The 11479-nt window shown below is 68.3% G+C and carries 13 protein-coding genes and 1 riboswitch; of the genes, 4 read left to right on the top strand and 9 right to left on the bottom strand.

Annotated elements, in window-relative coordinates:
- Positions 1–97: riboswitch (TPP riboswitch) on the bottom strand.
- Positions 98–154: 57 nt separating this feature from the next.
- Complete coding sequence (locus OG921_RS10760; RefSeq protein ID WP_266112414.1) at positions 155–1771, top strand: carboxylesterase/lipase family protein; 1617 nt, start codon at positions 155–157, stop codon at positions 1769–1771.
- 42 nt (positions 1772–1813) lie between these two features.
- Here OG921_RS10760 and OG921_RS10755 read toward each other — a convergent pair whose 3' ends face one another.
- Together OG921_RS10755 and OG921_RS10750 are read right to left on the bottom strand one after the other, a co-directional pair.
- Positions 1814–2092, bottom strand: coding sequence for a GNAT family N-acetyltransferase (locus OG921_RS10755; protein WP_266112413.1), 279 nt, complete (start codon positions 2090–2092; stop codon positions 1814–1816).
- A 34-nt stretch (positions 2093–2126) separates the two neighbouring features.
- Positions 2127–3494 carry an FAD-binding oxidoreductase gene (locus OG921_RS10750; protein WP_266112412.1) on the bottom strand — a complete coding sequence of 456 codons (1368 nt, stop codon included), beginning with the start codon at positions 3492–3494 and terminating at the stop codon, positions 2127–2129.
- 191 nt (positions 3495–3685) lie between these two features.
- On the opposite strand from OG921_RS10750, the gene OG921_RS10745 reads away from it, so the two are divergent.
- A complete protein-coding gene (locus OG921_RS10745; RefSeq protein ID WP_266112411.1) occupies positions 3686–4000 on the top strand; it encodes a hypothetical protein in 315 nt (104 codons plus the stop codon).
- A 16-nt stretch (positions 4001–4016) separates the two neighbouring features.
- Here OG921_RS10745 and OG921_RS10740 read toward each other — a convergent pair whose 3' ends face one another.
- From OG921_RS10740 to OG921_RS10725, 4 genes are read right to left on the bottom strand one after another with little or no spacing between them, the layout of a single operon-like run.
- Positions 4017–4643 (bottom strand): Type 1 glutamine amidotransferase-like domain-containing protein, encoded by a 627-nt coding sequence (locus OG921_RS10740; RefSeq protein ID WP_266112410.1) that lies wholly within the window; start codon positions 4641–4643, stop codon positions 4017–4019.
- 4 nt (positions 4644–4647) lie between these two features.
- Positions 4648–5478: a maleylpyruvate isomerase family mycothiol-dependent enzyme gene (locus OG921_RS10735; RefSeq protein ID WP_266112409.1), complete on the bottom strand. Its 831-nt coding sequence runs from the start codon at positions 5476–5478 to the stop codon at positions 4648–4650.
- A gap of 45 nt (positions 5479–5523) precedes the next feature.
- Entirely contained in the window at positions 5524–6102 is a 579-nt protein-coding gene (locus tag OG921_RS10730) for an alpha/beta fold hydrolase (RefSeq protein WP_266112408.1), read from the bottom strand.
- 22 nt (positions 6103–6124) lie between these two features.
- On the bottom strand, positions 6125–6946 hold the full coding sequence (locus OG921_RS10725; protein WP_266112407.1) for an alpha/beta fold hydrolase: 822 nt from the start codon (positions 6944–6946) through the stop codon (positions 6125–6127).
- Between the two features lie 165 nt (positions 6947–7111).
- On the opposite strand from OG921_RS10725, the gene OG921_RS10720 reads away from it, so the two are divergent.
- A complete protein-coding gene (locus tag OG921_RS10720; protein ID WP_266112406.1) occupies positions 7112–8122 on the top strand; it encodes a GlxA family transcriptional regulator in 1011 nt (336 codons plus the stop codon).
- Here OG921_RS10720 and OG921_RS10715 read toward each other — a convergent pair.
- Entirely contained in the window at positions 8088–8822 is a 735-nt protein-coding gene (locus tag OG921_RS10715; RefSeq protein ID WP_266112405.1) for a DsbA family protein, read from the bottom strand. The genes OG921_RS10720 and OG921_RS10715 overlap by 35 nt on opposite strands.
- A 1-nt stretch (position 8823) precedes the next feature.
- Positions 8824–9261, bottom strand: a complete 438-nt coding sequence (locus OG921_RS10710; RefSeq protein WP_266112404.1) for an HIT family protein — start codon at positions 9259–9261, stop codon at positions 8824–8826.
- 60 nt (positions 9262–9321) lie between these two features.
- Between OG921_RS10710 and OG921_RS10705 the strand changes: the two genes are divergently transcribed.
- Entirely contained in the window at positions 9322–10653 is a 1332-nt protein-coding gene (locus tag OG921_RS10705) for a diacylglycerol kinase family protein (RefSeq protein WP_266112403.1), read from the top strand.
- Here the strand turns inward: OG921_RS10705 and OG921_RS10700 are convergent.
- A complete protein-coding gene (locus OG921_RS10700) occupies positions 10643–11386 on the bottom strand; it encodes an NAD-dependent deacylase (RefSeq protein WP_266112402.1) in 744 nt (247 codons plus the stop codon). The genes OG921_RS10705 and OG921_RS10700 overlap by 11 nt on opposite strands.
- Positions 11387–11479 lie beyond the last annotated feature (93 nt).

The following is an 11479-nucleotide window of genomic DNA, read 5'->3' as shown; positions in this document are numbered from 1 at the left end:
AAGCGTTCACCGTGACATCCCTTCGTCAGCATTACCTGCATCAGGTTCGCGGGTCTTATCTCAGCTCCGCAGTCGCGGCGCACCCCGTGTCAGAGAGCCGACACTAGCAGCCGTGCGCGGCGGCGCTAGTGTCGGCAACGGAAGGGAGCCGGGAATGGACGAATTCGACACCCCGGCCGCACCGGTCACCGACACTGCGGTCGAACCGGTCATCGGCGCGGGACCGGTGGTCGAGACAACCTGCGGGCCGGTTCGCGGCGTGCGCGAGGATTCGACCTCGATCTGGCGCAGCATTCCGTACGCGGCCTCGATCGCGGGGCCCGGCCGGTTCCGCGCACCCCGCCCGCCCGAGCCGTGGACACAGATCAGAGATTGCACGAAGTTCGGTGAAATCGCCCCACAGAGCCTGAACAATTTCGTGCCGGTCGCAGACGGTCTGCACGAAGGTCCGGACTGTCTCTGGCTCAACGTCTTCGCACCCGCATATGCCGTCGCGCCCGATAGCTCGTCGACGCGCCCGCTGCCGGTCATGGTGTGGATCCACGGCGGCGCGTACTGCCTGGGCACCGGGGCGCAGACAATCTACGACGGTCGCCGGCTCGCCGCACTCGGGGACGTCGTGGTGGTCACGATCAACTACCGGCTCGGTGCGTTCGGGTTCATCGACTTCTCGTCCATGTCCTCGGATGACGCGCAGTTCGATTCCAATCTCGGGCTGCGCGATCAGATCGCCGCGCTCGAGTGGGTGCGCGACAACATCGCCTCCTTCGGCGGTGACCCCGACAAGGTGACGATTTTCGGGGAGTCCTCCGGCGGCGCCTCGGTGACGACGCTGCTCACCATCCCGGCCACCGAGGGGCTGTTCCACCGGGCCATCGCGCAGAGCCCGCCCGCGACGTCGGTGTACGGGCCCGAGCGGGCGGCGAATGTGGCGAGCCTGTTCCTCGACCTGCTCGGCCTGACCCCGAGGATGGCGGCCGACCTGTACGAGATGCCGGCCGGGCGGATCGCGGAGGCCACCAACCGGCTGATCGACAAGGTCGCCACCACCGTGCCCGGCACCCTCGCGATCGCACCCGTCGTGGACGGCGAGCTGATTCCGCGGTACCCGGTGTCGGCGTTCCGCAAGGGGCTCGCGCACCCGGTGCCGCTCATCATCGGCACCAACAAGGACGAGACGACACTGTTCCGGATGCTGCGCTCCACGCTGATTCCGGTCACGCCTTCCACGGTGAGCGAGATGTTGCGCCAACTTGCCGCCGAACACCCGGACCTACCGCCGGACCGGGTCGCGCAGATCGTCGCGGCCTACCCGCATATCGGTAAGAGCCGCGGCGCGATGGCGCTGGCGACCGATGCCGGGTTCCGGATGCCGAGTGTGTGGATTGCCGAGGGCCACAGCCGAATTGCCCCGACCTGGCTCTACCGATTCGACTATGCGACCCCGATGCTCAAGGCGGCGCGGGTCGGTGCCGGCCACGCGATGGAATTGCCCTACGTGTTCGGCAATTTCGGCACTATCGAGCGAGATCCGACGTTCTGGCTCGGCGGGAAGAAGTCGGCCATGGAGGTCGCCGGACGGATTCAGCGCCGGTGGCTGGCCTTTGCGGCACACGGTGTACCGGCCGCCCTCGACGCATCCAAACACTGGGCGCCCTACGACGAGTCCAAGCGGGCGACGCTGTTGATCGACTCGACCGACACCCTGGCCGACGACCCCGATCACGAACTGCGCGAGGCCTGGGGCGATCGGGTCACCGCATTCCCTTAGTCGTGCTCCCCGGAAGGGGCCCTCGTTCAACGGGGTTGGCGCTCACCCCACGAGATCGGCGAACTCGCGATGCGTGGCGATGTATTCGTCGACGTACCAGCAACTGGCCCGCACCTTCGAACCCACCGCGCGGGTGTCGGTGAGCGCATGCTCGACCACCTGGGCCGCCACGCCGTGCCCACGAAACTGCGGCAGCGTCAGCGTGTGGTTGAAATCCCGCACTCCGCCCCGTTCGGCGTACTCGGCATACCCCGCGAGTTCGCCGTCGAAGAAGATCTCGTAGCGGCTCTTGGCTTCGTTGTGTTCGATCGTGGTCGCCATACGGCGTGCAACGACTCGTGCGAGCGGATTGTTCCTACAGGATCGCGCCCGGGTTGAGAATGCCCTGCGGGTCGAGCGCCTGTTTGATGCGCTTCGTCAGGTCCATCACCTCGGGACCGAGATAGTCCGGTAGCCAGGCCTTTTTCAGCCGGCCGACGCCGTGTTCGCCGGTGATGGTGCCGCCGAGGCCGATCGCGAGGCTCATGATCTCGCCGAACGCGACATGCGCGCGGTCGGTCATTTCCGCATCGTCGGGGTTGTAGACGATCAGCGGATGGGTGTTGCCGTCACCGGCGTGTGCGATCACCGACACCATCACGTCGCGTTCGGCCGCGATGTTCGCGATACCGCGAACGAGTGCCGCGAGCTGCGGGACCGGTACGCCGACGTCCTCGAGCAGCAGCGCGCCTTTGAGTTCGACCGCCGGTATCGCGAAACGTCTTGCCGCGCAGAAGGCTTCGCCGTCTTCGGGGTCATCGGTGTGGAACACCTCGACCGCGCCGTTGTCCCGGCAGGCCTGCGCCATCGTCTCGGCCTCGGCCGCAGCGTAGGGCCCGGGCGCGTCCGAGCGTGCGATCACGAGAGCCTCGGCATCGCGGTCGAGGCCCATCCGCAGCTCGTCCTCGACGGCGTTGATCGCTACCTTGTCCATGAATTCGAGCATCGAAGGCCGCAGCAGCCGGGTGATCGCGAGGATCGCGGCGGCGGATTCCTCGAGGGTCGCGAAGGTTGCGACCACGGTGGTTTGTTGCGGCTGGGCGGGGATGAGTCGCAACGTGATCTCGGTGATGATGCCGAGCGTGCCCTCGCTGCCGACGAACAGCTTGGTCAGCGACAGCCCCGCTGCGTCCTTGAGGCGCGGCCCGCCGAGTCGCACCGCGGTGCCGTCGGCGAGCACCACCTGCATGCCGAGCACGTAGTCGGTGGTGACGCCGTACTTCACGCAGCAGAGCCCACCCGCGTTGGTGGCGGTATTGCCGCCGATCGAACAGATCTCGAATGACGAGGGATCCGGCGGGTACCACAGTCCGTGCTCTGCGACGGCTTGTTTGACCTCGGCATTGAGCAGTCCCGGTCCGACGACGGCGGTACGGGTCACCGGATCGACCGTGATCTCGCGCATTCGTTCGGTGCTCAACACGATTCCGCCGTCCACCGCGGTGGCACCGCCGGACAGTCCCGATCCCGCGCCGCGCGGCACGACGGGCACCGCGTTGGCACTCGCCCAGCGCACTACGGCTTGCACGTCCGCGGTGTTGGTCGCCCGGACCACCGCGAGCGGTTTGCCCGCGTTGGGGTCGCGGGCCCAGTCGTGTCGGTAGCTTTCGGTGACCTCGGGGTCGGTCAGCACCGATCCGTCGGGGAGTTGCGCGATCAGTTCCGTGAGGCTCACGAGCGTCACGTTACGCGGGGTGTGGGCCGACGATTCGCGAAGTTCGAGGGGGTTTCCGCGATGGTCCCATTGGCCACTCTCGTCACTCTGTTACCAGATCGCCGCCCGGACGACGCCGGAATCGGCCTCTGGCGGGATTACCGTCTGCGCCACTACCCACTCGATTCATAGGTGGCCCGAAGACCGACGGGAGGTGTGGTGTGGCCACGACGAAGCGCACGAATCCCCGCGATATTGCGGTGGCGATGTTCTGCGGCGAGTGTCATAACGGCGGCCCGGACTACGCAACCATTCAGGCACTGCACCGAGGCGAGATCGACGTCTGGTTGCGGGCGCTCGGAGCGAGCGGACTTGTGTCCGAGGATGTGGTGCGCGATCTCGGCTCGGCTTGGCGCGCCAACCCGCGGGCCCTGCTCGACATCCTGCTCGCCGAGGCAGACGAGATGACTTCGCGACGCTGCCGCACGTCGTGGGCGGCGCTCGACCGCCTCGCTCCACTGTCGCTCATAGTGTGAGCCGAAATTCCATATATCAAAGTAATTGGGGCGATCCGCCATCGACGACGATGACCTGATCGTCGGTGAGCGCCCAGTGCGCGACACCGTCGCGGCGGTACCGCTGGGCCACCGCCGCCGAGTCTGGATCCGAATCACAGTGCGGCACAATCGCTTGCGCGACAAGTCCGAGGCCCGTCCAGATCGGTTCGACACCGCAGGTCGGTTCCACCTCGGTCGGGTCGTCGACTGCGTCGAGACCGCGCAGCGACGGCGTCAGCACACACGCCCCCGCACTGTAGCCGGCATAGCCGATGGTTCCCTGCGAAATCAGCTGCGGCAGTAGTCGATCGCCACCGGTGCGGGCGAGCTGCGCGCGCAGCACGAAGGTGTTGCCGCCGCGCACCCACACGAGCCCAGCGTCGGTCAACGCCGTGCGCAGGTCGTCCGCGCCCCCGACGAAGTCCCGCAGGTCGATCTCGTGCGCGTCGAAACCAAGTCTGCGCAGTGGGGCGAGGTCGCTGGTCAGCGCGGACCCTCGCGCTGCCTCACCCCAGCTGTCGCACGCATTTGCGATCACCGCGATGCGCCTACGGTCACCGGCCAGGGCGAGGAACCGGTCGCGGTGCGCGCCGAAGCGGTAGCTCGCCAGGAACAGCTGCACGCGATCAGATCGTGAAGGCCAGACGCCGCGCGAGCTGCTCGGCGAGCTCTGCGTCCCCGTCGAGGCCGATCTCGTCGCGGTGCTCGTCGAACGTCGTGCGACCGCCTACGAGGCGAACGAACAGCCGCGAATCCAGGGTCAGCGTCGTGGTGGCCGGGCCGTCGAGTTCGCGAACACGCTTGGCGCGACCATCGACCGCGACGTGAATCGTCTGCGCCAACGGGCCGGTGAGTTCGAGGGTCACCCGGGCGCCGTCGGGCGCCTTGCCGAGCTTGCCGACGATGAAGCCGATGGAGGCCTCGATCTCCGGGAACGCGAGTTCGGCGCGCTGATCGCCCTCTTCACCCGAGCGCCGCAGTCCGTCCCTGATGTCGAGCTCGTGCATCCAGCAGTCGAACAGTCGGATCCGCATGAACCTGCCGTAGCTGGTCTGCCCGATCGGTGACCAGGACGGCGCCGCCCACTGTTCGGCGGTGAGCTCGGTGAGGATTCGGCGCCGCTGCCCGGTGACGTCGCGGAACTGCGCGAGCATCTGTTCGCCGGATCGGTCGCGCAGTCCCTCCACCCACAGCTCGTTGAAACCGCCGATCTCGTTGCGCACGTGCGCAACCGGCGCGTCGAGTTCGGCCTTCGGCGGATCGATGCCGAGCAGCATCGACTCGGTGCCGATGATGTGCGAGACCACGTCCTGCACAGTCCAGCCCGGCAAGGGGGTCGGTGTGCGCCAGCCGTGGGCGTCGAGCCCGGAAACGATGCTGTCGGTGACATCCCACTGCGCAAGCAGTGCATTCGTGACGAGCTTCTGGTCGAGCAACGGCGTGTCTTGCGCGGTCATGGGCTCACTGTAAACCCGGTGTCGATCGGGACCTCGCGTCGCTCATCACGTGAGTTCGGCGAGCGCGTCGGTGATGACCTTCGCGACCTGCTCGGGGTGGGTCTGCGGCACGAGATGCGGCGCGTCGAGTTCGACGATGTCGGTGATACCGGCCCTTTTGTAGCCGAAGCGCTGCACATCCGGATTGATTGTCCGGTCGGCGCTCGACACGATGCCCCACGCCGCTGTGCTGCGCCACGCCGCGGCCGTAGCCGGGTCGGCCGACGCCGTACCGAGTAGTTCCACGGTCAGCTCGGTCTCGGGGAACCCGTCGATCAGGTCGCCGATGGTCTCGCCCACCTCCGGGACGAAGCCGGCCACGTAGACGAGCCCGACGACGTTGGCGGCCTCCCCGGCCACCGTGATGACCGCGCTGCCGTAGGAATGCCCGGCCAGCAGCACGGGCCCACCGATCCGTTCGGCGATCCCGCGGATCCGGGCCGCGTCGTGGGCAAGGCTGCGGTTGCCCACCGCCGGCGCGAGAACCCGGTGGCCGCGTTCGAGCAGGAGTCTCGTCACGGCCGCCCAGCTCGCGGCGTCGGTGCGCTCGCCGTGCACCAGCACGACGGTCGGGGAGGCGCGCATCGTCATCCCTCGGTGGTGCCGGTCACTCGGCGAAGAACGCGAGGATGTCCTGGCCGAGTGCCTTCTGATAGGCGCCGTGGATACCGTGCGGGGCGCCCGGGTACACCTTCAGCGTCCCGTGCTTGACCAGTTCGATCGACTTGTGCGCGGCATCGGCGATCGGCACGATCTGATCGTCGTCGCCGTGCGCGATCATGATCGGGACATCGAGTGCGCGCAGGTCGTCGGTGAAATCGGTCTCCGAGAACGCCTTGATGCAGTCGTAGGCCCCGGCGAGGCCGGCCAGCATGCCCTGGCGCCAGAAGTCGTCACGCAGTCCCTGCGACACGTCCGCGCCCTCGCGATTCGCGCCGAAGAACGGGACGGACAGGTCCTGATAGAACTGCGACCGGTCCTTCAGCACACCGGCGCGAATACCGTCGAACGCCTCGATCGGCGTGCCCTCCGGGTTGGCTTCGGACTTCACCATCACCGGCGGCACGGCACCGGCGGTGACGACCTTCGACACCCGTCCCGCGCCGTGCTGCGCGGCGTAGCGAACGACCTCGCCACCGCCGGTGGAGTGCCCGATGAGATTGAGATCGTGCAGATCGAGGGCATCGACGAGGGTGGCGAGATCGGCGGCATAGGTATCCATGTCGTTCCCCGACCACGGCTGCGACGACCGGCCGTGACCGCGGCGATCGTGCGCGATGGCGCGGTAGCCGTTGTCGGCGAGCAGCTTGAGCTCGACCGCCCAGGCATCCGAACTCAGCGGCCAACCGTGACTGAGCACGACGGGTTGCCCCGTCCCCCAATCGGTGTAATAGATCTGCGTTCCGTCGGAAGTGGTGATGTAGGGCATTGGAACTCCTGAAGGTCGGGGGTACGAGCAGGCGCTCGACCTCGACTATCGACGATTCGCCGCCGTTGCGGACCCGCCGGAGCGGACACGTTTCCCACGATTGCGGACATCCTCGCGCCGGGGCAGGGGGCTTCACGGCGCGCGCGTGTGCGCGGGTAGCGCAGGATGAGCGTTGTGAATCGGGCATCCATCGTCACCGCGCAACGTCGCCGCATCGGCATCCTGCTGTTCGACGGGGTGAAGATGCTGGACTATGTCGGTCCGGCCGAGGTGTTCGTGGAAGCGAACCAGGCGGTGGGCGGCTACGAGATCGTCCTGCTGTCCGCGGACGGCGGGGACGTCGCGACTTCGGTCGGCGGGAAGGTCTCGGTGCATGCGGCCGCGGCGGACGCCGGCGTATTCGACACGGTGATCGTGCCGGGCAGCGAGCAACCGCCGGAGATCTTCGCCCGGGGTGCGCTGCTCGACGCCGCCCGCGGGCTCGCCGGTCGCACCCGGCGGCTGGTCTCGATCTGCAGCGGTGCTTTCGTGCTCGCGATACTCGGTGAACTCGACGGCCACCGCGCCACCACGCACTGGAAGTTCACCAAGGATCTCGCGCGCCGGTTTCCCGAGGTGCTGGTGCAGCCCGATTCGATCTTCGTCCGGGACGGGCGGGTCTACACGTCGGCGGGTGTCGCGGCGGGCATCGATCTGGCGCTGTCGCTGGTGGAGGAGGACCACGGCGCGGATGTCGCCCGCCAGGTCGCGCAGCTGCTTCTCGTCTATATGCACCGGTCCGGCGGTCAGTCGCAGTTCTCTGCCTCGTTGCGCGCGCCGGCCCCGCGCACCCGGATCGTCCGGCAGATCACCGACCTGATCGAGGCCGATCCGGCCCGGCCCTATTCGGTCGGCGAACTCGCCAAGGAGGCAAACGTCAGCGTTCGCCACCTCACCCGGCTGTTCCGCGACGAGCTCGATACCTCGCCCGCGGAGTACGTCGGCGCGCTGCGCTTCGACATGGCCCGGATCCAGCTCGAGGCCGGCGCGAGTGTCACCGCGGTCGCCGCCGCCGCAGGCTTCGGCAGCACGGAGGCGCTGCGCCGGACTTTCATTGCGCGGCTTGGCATCTCACCGTCGAAGTATCAGCAGCGCTTCCGGACTACGCAGGCGGCGTCGCGGGCTGCGGTGAACTGAGCTGCCCCATGCCGGACAGGTCGATCACCCGGCCGCGGTCGATGCTGACCCAGTCCCGGCCCGCGAGATAGGGCTGCAGTGCTGCGCCGATATCGGCTGTCTCGGACTCGCCTTTGGGCCGCTGGATCTCGTACACATTCGGGAACTCCAGCAGTCCGATCACCAAGTCCCACAGGCGCACCGCGGCATCGCCGGTGGGTGGGTTTACCAGCACCGGCCCGAAGAACTTCTGGCCGTCCGCAAAGAACAGCGTCGGCACACCGAACCCGCCGCCCTCGGTCACGCGGCGGTGATCGGCGAGAACGTCGTCGTGGGTGGTCGGATCGGCCAGCGCCTCGTCGAGGCGCGCCGCGCCGACCCCGAGTTCGTCGAGGAGCGCGCGCGCCACCTCGGGATCGTGTGGTTTACCGCCGCGCAGATGCAGTTCGGTGCCGATCAGCGCATACCAACGGTCGAGCAGGGCCATATCGGTGCGCCGCAGCAACGCTCCGATCCGCATCAGCGACCAGCCGTAGGACCAGTCTCGCTCCCACGGGTGCTTCTTGCCGTCGACCCGATTGATCTCCTCCAAACTGAAGAACCGCCAGCCGATGTCGAGACCCGTCCGTGCGCGCACTTCGCGAATCCAGATGGAGGCGTGAAAGGCGAATGGGCACATCGGGTCGAAATGAAAATCGACGCTGGTCGGGCGGCGGCTCATCTCAGCTTCCTTCGGTTTCGAACCGGTCGAGGCCGGCGCGGATGGCCAGCGCGGTCGCCTCGGGCTCCTTGCTGCGGCGCAAGATCAGGCCGGTCGCGAAGCGCAGTTTGTCGCCGTGCCGACGTGGCACGACGTGCAGGTGCACGTGGCCGACGGTTTGGAAAGCCGCGGTGCCGTCGTTGAGCACGAGGTTGGCGCCGTCGGCGGCGAGGTCGCTGCGGCGCAGCGCGAGCGCAAGCCGGTGGCCGAGCCGGAACATCCGCGCGCCGGCGTCCGCATCGAGATCGGCGAGTTCGGTCGAGTGTGACTTCGGGACAACCAACATGTGGCCCTGCGTGATCGGGCGTATGTCGAGAAACGCAAGTAGCTCGTCGTCCTCGTACACTCTGTTGGCCGGAGCGTCGCCGCACACGATCTCGCAGAAGATGCAGGAACTCACGGGGTAACCCTAGGCGCGGCGGCGACGTCAGGGAATGACAGCCGGCAGAGGGAGGTCGACGTGGTGTCCACCGAGCAGGTCGCGTCCGAGGTGGACCCGCGAGCGCGTTGGCTTGCTCGTGGCGCGGTGGCGGCGGTGCTGCTCGCCATCGTGTTGCTCTTGATCGCCGGGCTCTTCGTGGCCGTCGCCCTGCTGCTGGTCTGTCTCGCCGGTGCGGTACTCACCATCGCCGCGCTGTACGAGTTTCTCGTCAATCGCGCCACCGTCCGCTGGATCGCGTTGGCCGTTGCCGTCCTGGTTCCGCTCGGGGTGCTGGTGGCCGTGATCGCGAACGGACTGCTCTGGGTCGTGCTGCCGGTGGTGGCGCTGCTCGGCGGCGGCGGGTGGTGCGCGCGTGCCGCGCTGGCCCGCGACCGCCGCGTACCGCCCTCGCCGGAGTTCCCCGCCACCCCGCCGGAGCGTCCGGTTCTGCTGATGAATCCAAACTCCGGTGGCGGCAAGGTCGGCCGCTTCGACCTCGTCCGACGGGCGGAAGCGATGGGTGCGCGGGTGGTGCTGCTCGAGGGCCCGGGGCGCGTGGACGTGACGGCGCTCGCCGAACGGGCGGTTGCGCGTGGCGCCGATCTGCTCGGCGCTGCGGGCGGCGACGGAACGCAAGCCGCCGTCGCCGCAGTCGCGGCGGCTCATGGTCTGCCTTTCTTGGTGATCGCCGCGGGCACCCGAAATCACTTCGCCCTCGACCTGGGCCTCGACCGTGACGATCCGGTGCAGGCGCTCTCGGCGTTGCGCGACGGCGTCGACCTCCGGGTGGATCTCGGCAACGTGGGTGGGCATCCGTTCGTGAACAACGCCTCGTTCGGCGCGTACGCGGAAATCGTGCGCAACCCCGCCTACCGGGACGACAAGATGAAGACCGTGCTGCGTCAGCTGCCGGACGTGCTCGACCGGCGGCGCGGCGGCGCGCTGGTGGCCCGGATCGACGGCCGCACGATCGAGCACCCGCAGGCCGTGCTGGTGAGCAACGGAACGTATCGGACCGACGATCTGGCAGGACTGGGGCGGCGCAGCCGAATGGACGACGGCACGCTCGGTGTGGTGACGGTCTCCGTGCGCAGCGCGGGTGAGGCCGTCGCGTTGTTCCGGCGGGTGCGCACCCGCGGGCTGGTGCGGCTCCACGCGAACGAAGTCAGCGTCGAATCCGACGCCCCGGAGGTTGCGGTCGGTATCGACGGTGAGGCGGTGACCCTGCCGACACCGGTGCACTGCCGGATCCAGCCCGGTGCGCTCCGGGTCCGGGTGCCCCGCGATCGTCCGGGCCCGAGGACGTTGCCGCCGGTCTGGGACTGGGTCCGGCTGCGCGAGCTCGCGTTCGGTCGTGGCGTCAGTCGGTAAGGAGCGCTGGGAGCCCGATCCCGGCGGTGGTGCGCCAGACGTGATCCACCGCGTGGCTGATCCCGGTGGGATCGGGGTTGATCTCGACAACGGTCGCGCCGGACTCGCGGGCCAGCACGGGTAGTCCGGCGGCGGGGTGAACGACACCCGAGGTGCCGATGACGAGCATCAGATCGCAGGTTCTCGCGCAGTCGAACGCTACGTCGAGCGGTCCGGTCGGCATTGGTTCGCCGAACCACACCGCGCCAGGGCGGATCGGGCCGCCGCATCGTGCGCACGGCGGGGGATCGAGGCGTTCGACCGGCTCGGTCAGCGGCTCGATGGGACCGGCCGGCGTACCGCAGACGCTGCATCTGGGCTCGAACAGGCTGCCGTGCAGATGCGCGGCGACCACGCTGCCCGCTCGTTCGTGGAGGTCGTCCACGTTCTGCGTCACGATGCGTAGGTCGGTCCGTTCGCCCCATTCGGCGAGCGCGCGGTGCCCGGCGTTGGGCTGGGCGCGGCGAACGAGCCCCGCCCGCCACTGGTACCACGCCCACACCACTGCGGGGTCTGTGTTCCAGGCATCCGGGCTGGCCAGCGACGCGGCATCGAACCGCTCCCACAGGCCGGTTTGCGCATCCCGGAAGGTCGGTACGCCGCTCTCCGCCGACATCCCGGCACCGGTCAGGACGACCGGCCGGCGCGCGGACCGGGCGAGGGTGCGTAAGACTTCGGGTACACCACCTGTCACCTACGGGAGCGTAACTTCGGCGCACCATCGGTGGGAGATCTGGGTTAGGCTCTCGGCCTCGCGCCACGCTCTGTGAGAAACGCAACTCTCATA

The organism is Aldersonia sp. NBC_00410, assembly GCF_026342035.1.
Lineage (GTDB): Bacteria > Actinomycetota > Actinomycetes > Mycobacteriales > Mycobacteriaceae > Aldersonia.
The sequence above is the reverse complement of the archived record's forward strand: the minus strand, read 5'-3'. Positions and strand labels throughout refer to the sequence as shown.

What these genes read in the sequence shown, in the direction of transcription:
- OG921_RS10735 (WP_266112409.1), bottom strand. Translation starts at nt 5,478, where the DNA reads ATGACCGCGCAAGACACGCCGTTGCTCGACCAGAAGCTCGTCACGAAT.
- OG921_RS10725 (WP_266112407.1), bottom strand. Translation starts at nt 6,946, where the DNA reads ATGCCCTACATCACCACTTCCGACGGAACGCAGATCTATTACACCGAT.
- OG921_RS10760 (WP_266112414.1), top strand. Translation starts at nt 155, where the DNA reads ATGGACGAATTCGACACCCCGGCCGCACCGGTCACCGACACTGCGGTC.
- OG921_RS10715 (WP_266112405.1), bottom strand. Translation starts at nt 8,822, where the DNA reads ATGAGCCGCCGCCCGACCAGCGTCGATTTTCATTTCGACCCGATGTGC.
- OG921_RS10730 (WP_266112408.1), bottom strand. Translation starts at nt 6,102, where the DNA reads ATGCGCGCCTCCCCGACCGTCGTGCTGGTGCACGGCGAGCGCACCGAC.
- OG921_RS10755 (WP_266112413.1), bottom strand. Translation starts at nt 2,092, where the DNA reads ATGGCGACCACGATCGAACACAACGAAGCCAAGAGCCGCTACGAGATC.
- OG921_RS10720 (WP_266112406.1), top strand. Translation starts at nt 7,112, where the DNA reads ATGAGCGTTGTGAATCGGGCATCCATCGTCACCGCGCAACGTCGCCGC.